18 protein-coding genes are annotated in these 17,069 nt (G+C 63.7%); 14 read left to right on the top strand and 4 right to left on the bottom strand.

Features of this window, described 5'->3' with window-relative positions; translation table 11 throughout:
* Nucleotides 1-153: 153 nt before the first annotated feature.
* Both AC1RJY_RS13445 and AC1RJY_RS13440 read right to left on the bottom strand, forming a co-directional pair.
* On the bottom strand, nt 154-1,347 hold the full coding sequence (locus tag AC1RJY_RS13445) for an MFS transporter (RefSeq protein WP_011773470.1): 1,194 nt from the start codon (nt 1,345-1,347) through the stop codon (nt 154-156).
* Nucleotides 1,348-1,432: 85 nt separating this feature from the next.
* Complete coding sequence (locus tag AC1RJY_RS13440; RefSeq protein WP_043805778.1) at nt 1,433-2,638, bottom strand: ROK family transcriptional regulator; 1,206 nt, start codon at nt 2,636-2,638, stop codon at nt 1,433-1,435.
* A gap of 174 nt (nt 2,639-2,812) precedes the next feature.
* Between AC1RJY_RS13440 and AC1RJY_RS13435 the strand changes: the two genes are divergently transcribed.
* From AC1RJY_RS13435 to AC1RJY_RS13390, 10 genes are all read left to right on the top strand, one after another.
* Nucleotides 2,813-3,589, top strand: coding sequence for a sugar phosphate isomerase/epimerase family protein (locus tag AC1RJY_RS13435; protein ID WP_011773468.1), 777 nt, complete (start codon nt 2,813-2,815; stop codon nt 3,587-3,589).
* Entirely contained in the window at nt 3,586-4,707 is a 1,122-nt protein-coding gene (locus AC1RJY_RS13430) for a Gfo/Idh/MocA family protein (protein ID WP_014920731.1), read from the top strand. The genes AC1RJY_RS13435 and AC1RJY_RS13430 overlap by 4 nt, the downstream gene beginning before the upstream one ends.
* 17 nt (nt 4,708-4,724) lie before the next feature.
* Nucleotides 4,725-5,900 (top strand): Gfo/Idh/MocA family protein, encoded by a 1,176-nt coding sequence (locus tag AC1RJY_RS13425; RefSeq protein ID WP_498602494.1) that lies wholly within the window; start codon nt 4,725-4,727, stop codon nt 5,898-5,900.
* A gap of 1 nt (nt 5,901) precedes the next feature.
* The gene (locus AC1RJY_RS13420; RefSeq protein ID WP_498602493.1) at nt 5,902-6,903 is read left to right on the top strand and encodes a sugar phosphate isomerase/epimerase family protein; all 1,002 of its coding nucleotides are present in this window, start codon (nt 5,902-5,904) and stop codon (nt 6,901-6,903) included.
* Between the two features lie 11 nt (nt 6,904-6,914).
* Complete coding sequence (locus tag AC1RJY_RS13415) at nt 6,915-7,634, top strand: TolB family protein (RefSeq protein ID WP_498602492.1); 720 nt, start codon at nt 6,915-6,917, stop codon at nt 7,632-7,634.
* A gap of 20 nt (nt 7,635-7,654) precedes the next feature.
* Nucleotides 7,655-8,677 (top strand): Gfo/Idh/MocA family protein, encoded by a 1,023-nt coding sequence (locus AC1RJY_RS13410; RefSeq protein ID WP_498602491.1) that lies wholly within the window; start codon nt 7,655-7,657, stop codon nt 8,675-8,677.
* 3 nt (nt 8,678-8,680) lie between these two features.
* On the top strand, nt 8,681-9,157 hold the full coding sequence (locus AC1RJY_RS13405) for a heme-degrading domain-containing protein (RefSeq protein ID WP_400403556.1): 477 nt from the start codon (nt 8,681-8,683) through the stop codon (nt 9,155-9,157).
* Between the two features lie 146 nt (nt 9,158-9,303).
* Complete coding sequence (locus AC1RJY_RS13400) at nt 9,304-10,335, top strand: LLM class flavin-dependent oxidoreductase (protein WP_498602490.1); 1,032 nt, start codon at nt 9,304-9,306, stop codon at nt 10,333-10,335.
* Nucleotides 10,336-10,386: 51 nt separating this feature from the next.
* Nucleotides 10,387-10,653 carry a type II toxin-antitoxin system Phd/YefM family antitoxin gene (locus AC1RJY_RS13395; RefSeq protein ID WP_011773458.1) on the top strand — a complete coding sequence of 89 codons (267 nt, stop codon included), beginning with the start codon at nt 10,387-10,389 and terminating at the stop codon, nt 10,651-10,653.
* On the top strand, nt 10,650-10,910 hold the full coding sequence (locus AC1RJY_RS13390; protein WP_011773457.1) for a type II toxin-antitoxin system RelE family toxin: 261 nt from the start codon (nt 10,650-10,652) through the stop codon (nt 10,908-10,910). The genes AC1RJY_RS13395 and AC1RJY_RS13390 overlap by 4 nt, the downstream gene beginning before the upstream one ends.
* A gap of 13 nt (nt 10,911-10,923) precedes the next feature.
* On the opposite strand, the gene AC1RJY_RS13385 is transcribed toward AC1RJY_RS13390, so the two are convergent.
* Both AC1RJY_RS13385 and AC1RJY_RS13380 read right to left on the bottom strand, forming a co-directional pair.
* Nucleotides 10,924-11,592 (bottom strand): response regulator, encoded by a 669-nt coding sequence (locus AC1RJY_RS13385; protein WP_498602489.1) that lies wholly within the window; start codon nt 11,590-11,592, stop codon nt 10,924-10,926.
* Entirely contained in the window at nt 11,589-13,166 is a 1,578-nt protein-coding gene (locus tag AC1RJY_RS13380) for a sensor histidine kinase (protein ID WP_011773455.1), read from the bottom strand. Before AC1RJY_RS13380 ends, AC1RJY_RS13385 begins: the two co-directional genes overlap by 4 nt.
* Nucleotides 13,167-13,457: 291 nt before the next feature.
* On the opposite strand from AC1RJY_RS13380, the gene AC1RJY_RS13375 reads away from it, so the two are divergent.
* Genes AC1RJY_RS13375 through AC1RJY_RS13360 form a run of 4 tightly spaced genes read left to right on the top strand, consistent with a single transcriptional unit; the run spans nt 13,458 to nt 17,016 of the window.
* A complete protein-coding gene (locus tag AC1RJY_RS13375) occupies nt 13,458-14,465 on the top strand; it encodes a Bug family tripartite tricarboxylate transporter substrate binding protein (protein WP_498602488.1) in 1,008 nt (335 codons plus the stop codon).
* Nucleotides 14,462-14,965 carry a tripartite tricarboxylate transporter TctB family protein gene (locus AC1RJY_RS13370; protein ID WP_011773453.1) on the top strand — a complete coding sequence of 168 codons (504 nt, stop codon included), beginning with the start codon at nt 14,462-14,464 and terminating at the stop codon, nt 14,963-14,965. Before AC1RJY_RS13375 ends, AC1RJY_RS13370 begins: the two co-directional genes overlap by 4 nt.
* Nucleotides 14,965-16,566 carry a tripartite tricarboxylate transporter permease gene (locus AC1RJY_RS13365; RefSeq protein ID WP_498602486.1) on the top strand — a complete coding sequence of 534 codons (1,602 nt, stop codon included), beginning with the start codon at nt 14,965-14,967 and terminating at the stop codon, nt 16,564-16,566. Before AC1RJY_RS13370 ends, AC1RJY_RS13365 begins: the two co-directional genes overlap by 1 nt.
* A 57-nt stretch (nt 16,567-16,623) precedes the next feature.
* The gene (locus tag AC1RJY_RS13360; RefSeq protein WP_011773451.1) at nt 16,624-17,016 is read left to right on the top strand and encodes a universal stress protein; all 393 of its coding nucleotides are present in this window, start codon (nt 16,624-16,626) and stop codon (nt 17,014-17,016) included.
* Nucleotides 17,017-17,069: the final 53 nt, after the last annotated feature.

The raw sequence follows: 17,069 nt of genomic DNA, 5'->3' as shown, positions 1-17,069 counted from the left end.
CCCGACCGTCGGGGAGGCAGCCCAGCAACGGGGCTTCTCCATGCCCGAGTCCATGCCCGAGCGGCCCATTTCGATGCCCCGCTGCTGATCGTGCCGTGCGCACGGCACGATCAGCAGGGAACCCCCGAATCGGGCCGGCCAAGCGAGAAAAGCTCAGCGCTGCCGGGCCACCCAGCGCACGGACAAGGTGGTGCACACGCAGAACGTGAGCACCGAGCCGAGGATCACGAACAAAGGCACCGTCCAGCCCTCGGTAACACTGTGCACGTAGCCAACAATCGTGGGAGCCAAGGCAGCGAAGCAGTAACCCACGCCCTGCACCACGGCGGACATCTTGCCGGCGGCGGCCTGTGAATGGGCGAATTGGATGACGGCAATGAAGATCACCGTGATGCCTCCGCCCTGGGCAACTCCGCCCAGGGAGGACCACATCCACCACCACGAAGGCGCCAACAACAAGCCCACGGGAACCGTCAGCCACAGCGCACTCAAGGTGACCGCCACCGTCGTCGTACTGGCAAAGCGGGCCAGGAGCGGGACGCCCAAGCCGCCCACAATCGCGAAAATCTGGAACAGTGAGGAACCCGCGCCGGCTTGGGCGGTTCCCATGGCGAGTTCGTCGGACAGGAAGCTGGGCAGCCACGCGGTGACGCCGTAGTAGGAGAACGCCTGGCCCGCGAAGCCAAGTGTCAGGCCCACGGTCAACCAGCGAACACCCGCAACGCCCCCGGACGAGGAAGCAGGAACAACCGGCACAGCGGCTGGCACGAACGCCCGGCGTGCACCCACGGTGGGCACCCAGAACAGGATGGCGGCCAAGGCCAGCAGGGCGCTTGCAGCAAGGGCAAGTCGCCATCCCACCAGCTCGGCAAGTGGCGCGGTGGCCACGGAGGTGAGGAACGAGCCGATGTTGAGCGCGGCCGTGTACACGCCCATTGCGGTTGCCTGCCGCCTGGGTGCAAAGTCCCGCCGGATGATGAGCGGCACTGCGATGTTGCCAATGGTGATGGCCACGCCAATGATCACCGTACCGGCCATCACCAATGCACCGCCGCCACTGGAGCGGATGACCACGCCGGCCAGCACACCCAGCAATGTGAGCATGACGGCGAACTCCGCCCCCAGCCGTCGGCCTGCCAACGAGGCCAAGGGGGACGCGAGGGAGAAGCAGAGAACGGGAATGCCGGTCAGCAGCCCGAGTTCCACCGGCGAGAACCCCAGGTCCTGCCGCAGCAGGTCCACCACGGGTGCCACGGCCACGAAGGGTCCGCGCATGTTGAGGGCAATGAGCCCAATGCACGCGAGGATCAGCCACCCGCGGGGAATTTTGGCGAGGAACTGACTCATGGTGTGGACCGGAAAATGACAGGAAGCGTTTTCATCACTTTCATTGCTATCACGCGCCTAACCCGCCGCGAGCCATAAGACGCGATTAGCCCGTCGCTTGGAGCGTGGCCTCAATCACTGCCGGTGACAAGACGTGCTGGGTGACCATGTGGCTGGCGCCGAGGATGGCGGCGCGCTGGCCGGCTATGGAAATGCCGATGCGCAGGTGCGTTGTGGCCAGGGGCAGGGATCGCCGGTAAACCACTTCGCGGATTCCGGCCACGAGGTGTTCGCCGGCCTCCCCCACGCTGCCCCCGATGATGATCATGGACGGATTGAGCAGGTTGACCACGGTGGCCAGTACATCGCCGACGTCGCGTCCGGCCTGCCGCAGCGCCTGGATGGCCTGAAGGTTCCCTTCGCCCACGAGGCGCAGGACATCAGCACCGTTGGAAGCTTCCAAACCTTGCGCTTGCAGTTGACGTGCGACGGCGGGACCTGACGCGAGCGCCTCCAGGCAGCCGTGATTGCCGCAACGGCAGAGGACGTCGTCGCCGCGCGGAACACGGACGTGGCCGAGGTCGCCGGCTGTGCCGTTGGCACCACGCTGCAACTGACCGCTGCTGATGATGCCCGCGCCGACGCCGGTGGCCACTTTGATGAACAGGAAGTTGTCATGGTCCGGCCAGTACGCGGTCCGTTCGCCGAGCGCCATGATGTTGACGTCGTTGTCCACCAGGACGGGAACGGGCAGGGAGCGCTGAACGTAAGTGACGACGTCGAATCCGTCCCAGCCAGGCATGATGGGCGGCTTCACCGGTCGACCGGAATCGTGCTCAACGGGGCCGGGCAGTCCAATGCCCATCCCGGCAAGGTCGCCAAGTTCCCGGCCGGCTTCGGCCAGGAGTTCCCGGCCCGCTGACACCACGCGGCCCAGGACCACGTCCGGACCATCGGCGACTTCCTGCCCCAAGCGTCGCTCCGCCAAAACGTTGCCACCGAGGTCGGTGACGGCAACAATCACGTGGGTAGCTCCGACGTCGACGGCAAGGACCACCCGCGCTGCCGGGTTGAAGGCAATGCGCGACGGCGGCCTGCCGCCTGTGGAGGTCGCTTCACCGGCGGTCCCGACGAGCCCGGAGTTAATGAGCGCGTCAATGCGTGAGGCCACCGTGGACCGGGCCAACCCGGTGGTTTCGGCGAGCTCAGCACGGGTGCGGGCCTTTCCGTCGCGGAGGAGTTGGAAGAGATTCCCGGCGCGCGAGAGATTGCCGGCCTCTGGCGCGGCGGTGTTTCCGGCCGCTGTTGTCATGCATTTAGTGAAGCATGATTGCTTATGCATGTCATCCGCCGGAAGTTCGGCGGAATATTTACAACTTTTGCTAGACGCTCGGCAAAAGTCCCTCTAGGCTGAAATGAGTGCGCTCACTAGACTGACGCCATCTCGCCAATATTCCTGAACAGCCCTCTCCGGAAAAGGAAACCAATGTCTTACTCGATCCAGCTCTACACCTTGCGGGACGCTCTGCAGGAAGACCTGCCGGGAACCATCAAGAAGGTTGCCGAGATTGGTTTCACGCAGGTTGAGCCGTACAACTTCGTGGCCACGGCCAAGGAGCTCGGTGCTGCACTGAAGGAGAACGGCCTCACCGCTCCTTCCGGCCACGCACCGCTCCTGTCCCAGGACCAGGACCAGATTTTCGCAGCGGCCAAGGAATTGGGCATCACCACCGTGATCGATCCCTTCCTCCCGGCCGAGCACTGGCAGGACGCCGAAACCATCCAGGCCACGGCAGCCAAGCTCAACGCTGCAGCCAAGAAGGGCGCTGAGTACGGCATCCGGGTGGGCTATCACAACCACGCGTGGGAGCTGGAGTCCACCATTGAGGGCAAGACCGCCCTGGAATACTTCGAAGGACTGCTGGATCCGGAACTTGTCCTGGAAGTGGACACGTACTGGGTGGCGGTCGGCGGCCAGGATCCCGTGGAGCTCTTGGCCCGCTTGGGTGACCGCGTGAAGCTCATCCATATCAAGGACGGACCGGGTAACACAGACACCAAGGCACAGCAGCCTGCAGGCCAGGGCACCATTCCGGTGCTGGACGTTATCGCCGCAGCCAAGTCCTTGGAAGTAGGCGTCGTGGAGTTTGATGACTACTCCGGCGACATCTTCCAAGGCATCACCGAGAGCCTGCAATTCCTGACCGCCGCTGCCAGCGCCAACGCCGCCGAGGGCACCGTTTCCCGGGAGGCCGGCGCATGAGCTTCGCACCTTCAACCCGCAAAGGCCCGGTTGGCGTCGCCGTCATCGGCGCGGGCAACATCAGCAAGCAGTATCTGGACAACCTCACGGTCTTCCCGGACCTGAAGGTCTTGGTGATCGCAGACCTCTTCGTCGAGGCCGCCGAAGCACGGGCCAAGGAATACGGGATCCCGGAGTTTGGTGCGCCCGAGCTGGCACTGAACCATCCCGACGTCGAAATCATCGTGAACCTGACCATCCCGGCAGCGCACGTCGAGGTTGCCACGGCTGCGGTGAACGCGGGCAAGCACGTCTGGACTGAGAAGCCCTTCTCGCTAGACCGCGAGTCCGGGCTTGGCCTGCTCAAAGCAGCTGACGCCGCCGGCATCCGCCTGGGCACCGCACCGGACACGTTCCTCGGAGCCGGTTTGCAGACCGCCCGGCGGATCATCGAACGTGGGGACATCGGGACGCCGTTGACCGGCATGACCACGTTCCAGACCCCCGGCCCGGAATCCTGGCACCCGAACCCGGCGTTCCTTTTCCAGCACGGCGCCGGTCCGCTGTTCGACATGGGACCGTACTACCTCACTGCGCTGATCCAGACCTTCGGATCGATCCGTAAGGTGGCCGCCGTCGGCTCCTCTGCCAAGGCGACCCGCGTCATTGGTTCCGGTCCCAAGGCGGGCGAGGAATTCGCCGTCGAGGTTCCCACGCATGTGTCCGCGATGGCGCAGTTCGAAGGTGGCCAGTCCTCGCACAGCGTGTTCAGTTTCGAGTCCCCGCGCCTGCGGATGGGCTTCGTGGAAATCACCGGCTCAGAGGCGACGCTGTCCCTCCCGGATCCGAACTATTTCGACGGCGACCTGAAGCTCTGGCGTCCCGGAGCGGAAGAACCGGAAATCGTCCCTGCAACGGGTCCGGCCAACGGCCGCGGCCTGGGTGTTCTGGACATGGCCCGCGCCCTCCGTGCCGGCACCGCCCACCGCGCCACAGGTGATCTCGCCTACCACGTGCTGGACAGCATGGTCTCGATCGCCGAATCCGTGGAATCGGGAACGTTCGTGGACGTCACCAGCAACGCCCCCGTCTCGGCTGCCCTCCCTGAGGACTGGGCACCCGAAACCGCGACCCTTTAGAACCGGCGAGGAACCTGATGACTATTTCCAACTCCTCCCCGCTGGGAGTGGCGGTAATCGGCTATGCCTTCATGGGCAAGGCCCACTCGAATGCCTGGCGGAACGTGGGCAGTTTCTTCGACGTCCCCGCTTTCGAGCAGAAAGTGCTCGTGGGCCGGGACGCCGGTGCCGTCGCGGAGGCCGCCGCCAAATATGGCTGGGCCGAATCCGCCACGGATTGGCGTGCCGTGCTTGAACGGGACGACATCCACATCGTCGATATTTGCGCGCCGGGATGGATGCACGCCGAAATCGCCACTGCCGCGCTGGAAGCAGGCAAGCACGTCCTCGTGGAGAAGCCGCTGGCCAACACTCTGGGCGAGGCCGAGGCGATGGTGGCCGCCGCCGCTTCAGCCCGGGCCAACGGCGTCCAATCGATGATCGGCTTCAACTACCGCCGGGTCCCTGCCCTGGCACTGGCCCGCGAGCTCATCGCCGAAGGTCGCCTCGGCACTGTCCGCCACGTCCGCGCCGCGTACTTGCAGGACTGGTTGACCGACGCCGAGTCCCCCATGACCTGGCGCCTCCGCAAGGAAACCGCCGGATCCGGTGCGCTGGGCGACATCGCCTCGCACGCCATCGACCAGGTCCTGTACCTCCTGGACGATCCCGTCACGGAGGTATCCGGCCGCCTGCAGACCTTTGTTGATCAGCGCCCAGGCGCTGATGGGCTGGAGGATGTCACGGTCGACGACGCCGCTTGGGTCAATCTGACGCTCGCCTCCGGAGCAATCGCCTCAGTGGAAGCCTCCCGCGTAGCGACCGGACAGAAGAACTCCCTCAGGCTCGAAATCTACGGTTCGCTCGGATCGCTGACGTTCGATCTGGAAAACCTCAACGAACTCAAGTTCATGGACACCACAGTGCCCGTCCGGGAGCAAGGATTCCGACGGATCCTGGTCAGCGAACCCGAACACCCCTACCTCGAAGCGTGGTGGCCGCAGGGGCACATCATCGGCTGGGAGCACACGTTTACGCACCAGATCCGGGACTTCCTGACTGCCATCGCCACAGGTGTTGCTCCGTCGCCGTCGTTCGAGGACGGCCTGAACATCCAACAGATCTTGGCCGCAGTGGAAGAGTCCGCCGCAGCTAAAAGCTCACTGATCCAGCTGTCCGCAAGGGCAACCAGCACCGCTACCGAAGGAGCCTGACATGCCCCGCCCGTACACCCTGTTCACCGGCCAGTGGGCCGACCTCCCGTTCGAGGAAGTCGCGCGCCTTGCCTCGGGCTGGGGCTACGACGGCCTGGAAATCGCCGTCTCCGGAGACCACCTGGACGCCTGGCGCTGGGACGAACCCGGCTACGTCGAATCCAAACTCGCCATCCTGGAAAAGTACAACCTGAAGGTCTGGGCCATCTCCAACCACCTCAAGGGCCAGGCCGTCTGCGATGACCCCATCGACTTCCGCCACGAAGCGATCGTCGGCTCCCGCGTGTGGGGCGACGGGGAACCCGAAGGTGTCCGGCAACGCGCCGCCGAAGAAATGAAACACACCGCCCGTCTGGCTCGCGCCCTGGGCGTGGATACCGTGGTGGGGTTCACTGGTTCCTCCATCTGGCAGTACGTCGCCATGTTCCCGCCCGTCCCGGAAAAGGTCATCGAGGCCGGCTACCAGGACTTCGCCGACCGGTGGAACCCCATCCTGGACGTGTTCGACGAATGCGGGGTCCGCTTCGCCCACGAAGTCCACCCCTCCGAAATCGCCTACGACTACTGGACCACCGTCCGGACCCTCGAAGCGATCGGACACCGGGAAGCGTTCGGCCTGAACTGGGACCCGTCCCACTTCATGTGGCAGGGCATCGACCCCGTGTCCTTCATCTGGGACTTCAAGGACCGGATTTACCACGTGGACTGCAAGGACACCAAGCTCCGCCCCACCGGCCGGAACACCGTGATGGGCTCGCACCTGCCCTGGGGCGACCCCCGCCGCGGCTGGGACTTCGTCTCCGCCGGACGCGGTGACGTGCCCTGGGAATCCTCCTTCCGGGCCCTGACTGCCATCGGCTACACCGGACCCATCAGCGTGGAATGGGAAGACGCAGGCATGGACCGCCTCCACGGCGCCCCCGAAGCCCTCGCGGCGCTGAAGATGTTCGACTTCCCCGCCTCACAGACCTCCTTCGACGCCGCCTTCAGCAGCAAGGACTAGGACCAACCGACGTGATCCGCACCTTTCAACCAGGTCAGCGCTGCGAGGTGTGGGTCGCGTCGGTAACTGGCGAGGCCGAGCTGCTCTACAGCACTGACGACGTACTCTTCGAAGCACCCAACTGGACCCTGACTTCGAAGGGATCGGGCCACGCGCTTGTCCTCAACGGGGACGGAAAGCTGTGGACGCTGGACGTGACCGGTGGTCATCCCGTGGAAGTTCCGCTCACCGGTATCCCTGACCTCAATAACGATCATGTGCTGGCACCTGATGGAGAGAGCATCTTCCTCTCCGCCAACGACGGCCACATCTACCGCGCCTCGCTTTCCGGTGGCCCCGCCACCAGGATCACGGACGACGACGGCTCTTTCCATTTCCTCCACGGCGTCAGCCCGGACGGCAAGGAACTGGCCGACGTGGGCATCGAGGCGGGCGACTTTACGCAGCCGGGTCGCCTCATGACCATAGCGTCCGACGGCGGCGCTATCGCCCGCGTTGATGTCGGGTCCGGTCACCGCGACGGCCCGGAGTACTCGCCGGATGGGAAGTGGCTCTACCGGAACGGAAGGCCACCCCGCCGACTTGCCGGTCGACGTCGTCCTTGTTTCGACCGAGGACTGGACCACTCCCCTCCATACATGGCCACTTTTCGGCGGCCAAGGTACCCTCAACGTCAACAGCTGGTCGCCGGATTCCGTGCGCTTTGCGTTTGTGGCGTACCCAATTTCTGACTCGACAATGGACTAAGCACGTGACCCTCAGCAATGGCACCTCCGACGGAACGATCCGTTGGGGAATCCTCGGCACAGGATTTATTGCCGGGCTCCAAACGCAGGACCTGAAAGAGAATGGCTTTGCGGTGCAGGCGGTGGGTTCGCGCTCATCGGACTCAAGCAAGTCGTTCGCGGAGCAGTATGGCGTGACCACCGCTCACGGGAGCTATGAAGATCTGGTGGCAGACCCGCTGGTTGACGTGGTCTACATCGCCACGCCTCACCCCTTCCACCACGAGAACGCCCTGTTGGCGTTAAATGCGGGCAAGCACGTGCTGGTGGAGAAGTCGTTCACCATGAATGCGCGCGAAGCACAGGACATCGTTGACCTCGCTGAGTCCAAGGGACTCGTTGCCCTCGAAGCGATGTGGACGCGATTCCTGCCGCACATGATCCGCATCCGCGAACTCATCGCTGCCGGCGCTATTGGTGAGGTCCGCAAGGTTGTGGCCACCCACAACCAGAGCCTCCCCCAGGACCCTGCACACCGGCTCAACGATCCCGCGCTCGGTGGCGGAGCGCTGCTGGACTTAGGCATCTACCCGATCTCCTTCGCGTTCGACATTCTCGGCACCCCGGCCGCAGTCCGGGCCAGCGCCACCATGTCGCCCACCGGCGTGGACCGTCAAACGGCAGCGATCTTTGAGTACGCAGACGGTGCTCAGGCGATTGTTGATTGCGAGCTCGACGCCGCCAGTGCCAACCGTGCCATGGTCATCGGGACGGATGGGTGGATCGACATTGAACACACTTGGTACAACCCTGTGCCGTTCACGGTTCATGCCGTTGATGGCAGTGTTGTTGAACGGTGTGACCAGCCCGTCGGCAGCCGTGGAATGCAGTTCCAAGCTGCTGAGCTGGAACGCCTGATCCGCGCAGGAGAGACCGCCGGAACCATCTTGCCGCCGGGTGAGACCGTGTCCATCATGGCCGCGATGGATGAGATCCGACGCCAGATCGGGTTGAGCTACGAGGCTGACGCTGCAGTGGAAGGGAAATGAACAATGACTGAGTCACCGCGGCACGCTGAACTCCGCCAGCAGGAAGAAGAGCTGGTCTTCGCATCGTTCGACAACCACGACGCCTGGCGGCTTGGTTCGCTGATCGCCAACCACGCCATCGCGTCCGGGTTTGGAGTGGCGATCGATATCCGCCGCCACAACATCGTGCTCTTCCGCTGCGTTTTGCCGGGAGCCACCTCAGACCAAGAGGAGTGGATCCGCCGCAAGTCTGCTTCCGTGCTGCGCTTTGAGCACAGCACGGCGTTGTTGTCCGAGCAGTTTTCTGCCCGCGGTCATAGCCCTTTGGGTGGTGGCTGGCTTGCGCATGAGGACTACACCTTGGCCGGAGGATCGTTCCCCATCCGCGTCCGCGGAGCAGGCGTGATCGGCGCGATCACCGTATCCGGGCTGACGTCCGATGAAGACCACCAGATGGTGGTGGACGGGATCCGGAACTACCTGAAGACGGTAGGGGTCTAGGGTGAGCTCCCAGGCTGAGGGCTTCGTCCCGCCAGTGAGATACGGCGGCTTGCCCGCTCCCATCACAAAAGGTAACCTCCCGCCGTCGTCCCCGGTACCGCCGCCTATTCTGGGCAGTAACTGCCGACCCAACCCGAAGGACGTCCATGCCCCGCCCCGAACAGCCCCTCCGCAAGCTTGGTTTTCTCACTATCGGCCTGTTCGACGCTGCGGACCCGGCGGCTGGCCACCGGTCCACGCTGGAGATCATCGAGCTCGGTGAGCAGTTGGGGTTCGACAGTGCCTGGCTCCGGCACCGTCATTTGCAGTTCGGAATCTCCTCCCCGGTAGCAGTCATGGCCGCCGCCAGCCAGCGCACGTCAAGGATTGAGCTCGGAACCGCGGTAACCCCGCTGGGTTGGGAAAACCCGTTGCGGCTGGCCGAGGACCTGGCCACCGTGGATCTGCTCGCAGGCGGACGGATCAATCCGGGGTTGAGCGTGGGAGAACCGATGCACTACGACACCGTGAAGCATGAGCTGTACCCGGATTCCACAGAATCAGAGGACTTCTCATACGCCCGCGTGGAACGCTTCGCCCGTCTGGTCAGAGGCGACAAAGTTCGGGACTTCTCCGGTAAACAGGGCGTTGTGGAGGAATTCTCCAACCGGGTGGAGCCGCACTCCCCCGGACTGCGCAGCCGCCTCTGGTACGGGGCAGGCAGCATGAAATCAGCCGTCTGGGCCGGAGAAAACGGCTTCAACCTGCTCTCCAGCAGCGTGATCTTCCCGGACAAGGACCAGGAGCCGGACTTCGCCAAGGTCCAGCAATCGCAGATCCGCGCGTACCGCGAAGCAGCCGCCGCAGCCGGAAACACCGCCCGGGCATCGCAAGGTTTGGTGGTCATCCCCACAGATTCTGCTTCCAGCGGCCAGCGTGCGAAGTACCAGCGCTACGTCGATGAACGTACTCCCCGCACACAGTCACCGCAGGGACCGAAGGGCATGATGTTTGCCAGGGATCTCATAGGCACCAGCGACGAAATCGCCGAGCAACTATATTCACACGCAGGATTCCAGGAAGTGGACGAGGTGGCGTTCGCCCTGCCCTTCAGCTTCGACCACGAGGACTACGTGCAGATCCTCACTGACATCGCAGGGAAATTGGGGCCAGCCTTGGGGTGGAAAGCGAGCATGTGAGCCAAAAGCGCCTTTATGTACATTTCAGCGCTCGGGGCGTAAAATCGCAGTATGACCGAGATGACAGTCACCGTGGCCCGGAGCCGACTTTCCGAAGCGGTTGACACGGCACGAGTAAGCCATGAACCGGTGTATTTGTTGCGCCGTGGCCGCCGCGTGGCAGCACTGATCGACGCAGAAGATCTCGCCAAGCTGATTGAGGCAGCTGAGGACCTCAACGACCTCCGCGCAGCCAACGCTGCACGGACCGAAATGACAGAGACCGGCGATGCCGCCGTGCCATGGGAGGAAGTCAAAGCGGAGCTTGGCCTGGCTTGAGTTACGCCGTTCAGGTTGCGCCCGCGGCGGTCCGCCAGTTGCGAAAGATCCCACCGGAAGCACGCCGGCGCATCCAGGCCGCCATCGAAATCCTCGCCGAAACACCTCGTCCTCCCGGGGCAAAGAAGCTCTCCGGAAGCAGCGGAGACTGGCGCGTCCGGACTGGTGACTATCGGATCATCTATGAGATCCGCGACGCACAACTCATTGTTTTGGTGGTAGCCATGGGCCACAGGCGGGACATCTACCAGCACTAGGTGAGTGTCCGGCTTACCGCCCCTTCAGCACATATCGCCTTTCAGGACGCCCGACGCCGTACTTGAGTCTGACCTCCAGCGCCCCTTCGTCGTGGAGGTACTCCAGGTAACGGCGGGCGCTGACACGGGACGTGCCAAGTTGCTCGGCCAGCTCCGCTGCGGAGAGATCCCCAGGCGCTGTTTTCAGGGCTGATTCAACCAGTCCGAGGGTTTCCACGCTGCAACCCTTGGGCAGTGTCCGTTCGGAAGCAGACAGCCCAAAGACCTTGTTCACATCGGATTGCTCGGCCTCCACCTTGGAAGCGTCCAGGCCTTGGTAGGCACTGAGGTAATGCTCCAGGCGTTCCTGCAGGTCAGACTGGGAGAAGGGTTTGATGAGGTAATGGACGATCCCGCCGCGCAAGGCCTTTCGGACGGTTTCCACCTCGCGGGCAGCGCTGATCACCAGGACATCGAGGGCCGGTGCAACATCACGCAGCTGGTGCATGAGCTCCAGTCCGTTGATGTCCGGGAGATGGATGTCCAGCAACACGAGGTCGGGCTGGAGCCTTTGCGTTTCAACTAGGGCCTGCGCACCCGTGTGTGCCACGCCCACCACTCCGAAGCCTGGGGTCCTTTGGATGAATCCGGCGTGGACCTTGGCCACCATGAAGTCATCGTCAACAATCAGTACTTGGATCATGGCTGGGAGGCCCCTTTCGTGAATCGAGCCGTGAAGACGGCTCCGTCGTCGTTGACCACCGTCAAGTCTCCCCCGGAGCGCCGGCAGATCACCCGGGACAACGCCAACCCAAACCCCCGCGCATCGCCCGGTCCAGGCTCTTTCGTGGAGAAGCCTTGTTGGAAAATATCCTCTGCGGAGCCGGAAGGAACACCGGGACCGTTGTCCCTGACTGTGACTGTGACGTCGTCACCCGAGTTGACCACCCACACTTGGACCGACGCCCCGGGAAGGCCAGTGACGGCGTCGAACGCGTTATCTACCAGGTTCCCCACCACGGTGGTGAGGTCGCGTGACAGTTCCTCGTTGACGCGTGGCAGCGCGGACCTCGGGTCCAGTTTCAGGTCCACACCGCGCTCCGTTGCCAGGCTGGCTTTGGCGATCAGCAGGGCTGCGAGCGCGGGGTCCTCGATGCGGCTGGTGACGTCGTCGTTGAGCCGTGTCCGGTCTACGGTGGCGCCATTGACGAATTGCACCACGGAATCGTATTCGCCTATCTGGATCAGGCCGGAGATGACGTGGAGTTGGTTGGCGAACTCGTGGGCCTGGGCCCTCAGGGTATCGGTGACGGTGCGGGTGGCACCGAGTTCGCTTTCGAGAGAGGACAGTTCGGTCCGGTCCCTCAGCGTGGTGACGGAGCCGATGTCGCGTCCGTGGGAACGCAGGGCAACGCGGTTCATGACCACTAGCCGCTCCCCCACGAGTACCAGTTGATCCGCGTCTGACTGTTCGCGGGTGAGGACTATCTTCAGGGCCGGATCCACGTGGAGGGATCGCAACTTCTTCCCCACACAATCCGGTGGCAGGCCGAGGAGTTGCCGGGCGCTCTGGTTGGCCACCGTGATGCGCTCGTGGGGATCCAAGGCGACCACGCCTTCCTTCAGGCCCTGCAGCATCGCTTCACGATTCTCCACGAGGCCCGTGATTTCGCGGGGTTCCATGCCGAGGGTTTGCCGTTTGACGCGGCGGGACAACAGGAGGGATCCGGCGACGCCCAGGATGCTGGCGACACCCAGATAGGTGAGCAGGTTGGGAACGGCGTCGCCGAGTCGCTCAATGGTGGATGGGTAGTTCCTGCTGATTGATGCGACGCCAATGACTTTTCCGGAATCGTTCAGGACCGGGACGTGGGCGGACAGCACGGCACCGCTGCTTCCTGGCAGCACACCTGTCCAGGCGCGCCCTTCCATCACCTGGCTCTCACCCAGCGGCAGGGGTTGGCCCAACAGGCTGGGATCCGATGATGCCACCACGGTGCCGTCAAGTTTGGCGAGTGCCACATGTGATGATCCCGAAACGGTGCGCACGGATTCGGCCACGGCCGGAAGGGCTGAACCGACGCGCGGTTCGGCCTCCGGCAACAATGCGCGGACGGTGGGGTTGCTGCCCAAGGCTTCAGCGGCCAGCAGCGCACGGCGTCCTTCAGTCCGCTCGAAGGTGGCGGCGGATTGAGCCAAAGAAATGGCAACAACGGCAACAAGAACTGCGAGGACGATCAGCAACTGCAGCACAAGGTACTGCCCTGCCAAGGACATGCCTCTTCTTCGAGTCAGTCGAGTCACTGCTGGTTCCTTTGGTGGTGCCGGAGATCGGAGGGGCGGACAACAGCTTCCCCCGTGGCGTATCGGAACTATACCCCAGCGGCACAGAAGACCCCAGCGGCACGAAAGACCAGCTCAGACCGCAGAAACCCGTGAACGCAATGAACTTAAAGATCACTGCGAACACAAGAGTGATCCCTGTCACTGACGCGCCTAGCATCAAATCAACGGGGCACAACGCTGATCGCCCTGCACTGAATTTTCAATGATGAGAAGAGGAACACCATGCGCCAGATCCGCGCATTGCGAGTCGCCGCCGTCGCTGCCGGCATCGCCCTGATGGCCACCGGCTGCGGTGCCACAGGTAAGTCCACCGGTTCTGACAGCACCGGCGCAGCAGCAGGACCGATCACCGGACTCCAGATCATGGTTCCGAACACTCCGGGTGGCGGCTATGACACCACCGCCCGCGCGGCCGCCAAGGTACTGGACGACGAGAAGATCTCCGCCAACACCGAGGTCTTCAACCTTGCTGGTGCCGGCGGGACAGTGGGCCTCGCCCGCATCGTCAATGAAAAGGGCAACGGCGACCTCACTATGCTGATGGGCCTTGGTGTTGTTGGAGCCAGCTACACCAACAAATCCGAGTCGAAGCTGACCGAGACCACTCCCTTGGCAAAGCTCATCGAGGAGCCCGGCGCCATCATGGTCAGCAAGGACTCACCCTACAAGACCATCGATGACCTTGTGACGGCGTGGAAGGCCAACCCGGGTTCCATTGCCGTTGGCGGCGGTTCCTCGCCGGGCGGCCCGGACCACCTCCTGCCGATGCAGTTGGCCGGCGCTGTTGGCATCGACGCTACCAAGGTCAACTTCGTCTCTTACGACGGCGGTGGCGACCTCCTCCCAGCCATCCTCGGCAACAAGCTCGGCTTCGCCGCTTCAGGTGCCGGAGAGTACTTGCAACAGATCAAGTCCGGTGAGATCCGGGTCTTGGCCACCAGTGGCGAGAACCGTCTGGAAGGCGTGGACGCACCCACGCTGAAGGAATCCAACATTGACCTGGTCTTCACCAACTGGCGCGGCATTGTGGCCCCTCCGGGTATCAGCGACGACGACAAGAAGTCCCTGATTGCAGCACTTGAGAAGATGCACGCCTCCGCAGGCTGGAAGGAAGCGCTCAAGACCCACAGCTGGTCCGATGCCTTCGTCACCGGTGACGAGTTCCAGACGTTCCTGACCGACCAGGACAAGCGGGTGGCAGACGTCCTGAGCAAGCTCGGGTTGGCGTGAGCTCCTTAGCCACAGGCCTCAAAGGCCGCGCCGAGCTGGGGGTCTCCCTCCTGCTCGGCGTGGTCGGCGTTCTGGTCTTCTTGGACGCGAACGGCCTGGTCACCCCGTACTCGCAGTCGGACCCGGTGGGTCCCAAGACCGTTCCGTTCATTGTTTCCGGACTACTGATTGTCTGCGCCATTCTCCTTGCCATCAACGTCCTCCGTGGCGGCAAGGGCGAAGCCGAAGGCGGCGAAGACGTTGACCTGGCACACCCTGCCGATTGGAAGACCGTCCTCCCGTTGGCCGGAGCTTTCATCCTGAACATCCTGCTCATCGACTGGGCCGGCTGGGTCATTTCCGGAACCGTCCTGTTCTGGGGCAGCGTGTTGGCCCTCGGCAGCCGCCGCTACATCCGTGACGGCCTGATTTCCGTCGCACTCTCCTTGCTGACCTTCTACGGCTTCTACCTCGGCCTGGGCATCGCCCTTCCAGCCGGGCTCCTGGAAGGAATCCTCTAATGGACGTCTGGTCCTCCCTGATGGACGGTTTCGCCACCGCCCTGACCCCCATGAACCTTTTATTCGCCGTGATCGGCGTGCTCCTGGGCACCGCCGTCGGCGTTCTTCCCGGACTTGGCCCGGCCATGACTGTGGCTTTGCTGCTTCCGGTGACTGCCGCATTGGAGCCCACCAGCGCGTTCATCATGTTCGCCGGCATCTACTATGGCGGCATGTTCGGCGGTTCCACCACCTCCATCCTGCTCAACACACCAGGAGAATCGTCGTCGGTGGTGACAGCCATTGAAGGCAACAAGATGGCTAAAGCCGGCAGGGCCGCGCAGGCTCTAGCCACCGCGGCCATCGGCTCCTTCATTGCAGGTACCATCGGCACTGCGCTGCTGGCCGTCTTTGCACCCATCGTGGTGCAATTCGCTGTCAGCCTCGGTGCGCCAAGCTACTTCGCCATCATGATTCTGGCCCTCCTTGCGGTGACCGCCGTCCTCGGTTCGTCCAGGCTACGGGGTTTCGCCTCGCTGGCCCTGGGCCTGGCCATCGGACTGGTGGGCATCGACTCCGTGACCGGCCAACGTCGCCTGACCTTCGGCCAGCCCCTGCTGGTGGACGGCCTGGACATTGTGGTGGTTGCCGTTGCGATCTTCGCCGTAGGTGAAGCCCTCTGGGTTGCCGCCCACCTGCGCCGGACTCCCTTGCACATCATTCCCGTGGGCCGTCCGTGGATGGGCAAGAAGGACTGGGGCCGCTCCTGGAAGCCCTGGTTGCGCGGCACAGCATTTGGTTTCCCGTTCGGCGCTTTGCCCGCCGGTGGCGCGGAAATTCCCACCTTCCTCTCCTATGTCACGGAGAAACGTCTCAGCAAGCACCCGGAGGAGTTCGGCAAGGGCGCCATTGAGGGCGTCGCCGGACCTGAAGCAGCCAACAATGCGGCCGCTGCAGGGACGCTGACCCCGATGCTCGCCCTCGGCCTGCCCACCAACGCGACGGCCGCCGTCATGCTCGCGGCCTTCACGTCCTACGGCATCCAGCCCGGTCCGCAGCTGTTCTCCAGCCAGGGGCCCTTGGTGTGGGCGCTGATCGCAAGCCTCTTCATCGGCAACTTCCTGCTCCTGCTCATCAACCTGCCCCTGGCGCCGGTCTGGGCGAAGCTGCTGCAGCTCCCCCGCCCGTACCTCTACGCAGGCATCTTGTTCTTCGCTACTTTGGGTGCCTACTCGGTCAACCTGCAGGCGTTCGACCTGGTGATCCTGCTGGTTCTCGGCGCACTCGGGTTCATGATGCGGCGGTTCGGACTTCCGGTCCTGCCGCTGATCCTCGGCGTCATCCTGGGTCCGCGCATTGAGGGCCAGCTCCGCAAAACGCTGCAGCTAAGCGCCGGCGATCCCGCCGGCCTCTTCAGCGAACCCATCGCGATAGTGGTCTACATCATCGTGGCGATCATCCTGGCATGGCCGTTCATCTACAAGCTCATCCGCCGCAACCGTCCTGCTGCAGCAACAGTGATCCCAGGCAACTCCGGGGCGACTGTCCCGAGGGAAGCCGGCGGTGTAAGCCACGGCAGCCACCGCGCCGACGGAACGGCAGACGGCGACGGCGATGGCTAGCCTGGCGCCTGTCAAGGCCAGCCGCCCTTCCAACTACAGATACACCAAGGAGAAACCATGACCATCGTGGTGGGATACGTCCCCACACCGGAAGGCGAAGCGGCACTGACGCAAGCCATCGCCGAGGCCAAGAAAAGCAACGACACCCTGCTGGTCATCAACTCATCCAAGGGCGACGCCTTGGTGGATAACCGATATGCCCAGGAACCGGATATCCAGAGCATCGAGGAGCGCCTCGCCGAGCACGGCATCCAGCACATCATCAAGCAACCCGTCCGCGGTCACGACGCAGCGGCCGAGGTTCTGGACGCCGCCGACGACAATGACGCCAGCCTGATTGTCATCGGCCTTCGCCGCCGCAGCCCGGTGGGCAAGCTCATCATGGGCAGCGTCTCCCAACGGATCCTGCTGGAGGCCGACTGCCCGGTCCTGGCGGTCAAAGCGGACTAACTTCAGAAAGCACGACGGCGGCTGGTCACCTTGGCGACCAGCCGCCGTCGTGC

The organism is Arthrobacter sp. GW822-FHT05G07 (assembly GCF_058799755.1).
Note: the sequence above shows the minus strand (reverse complement) of the source record. Positions and strands in the feature narration are given on the sequence as shown.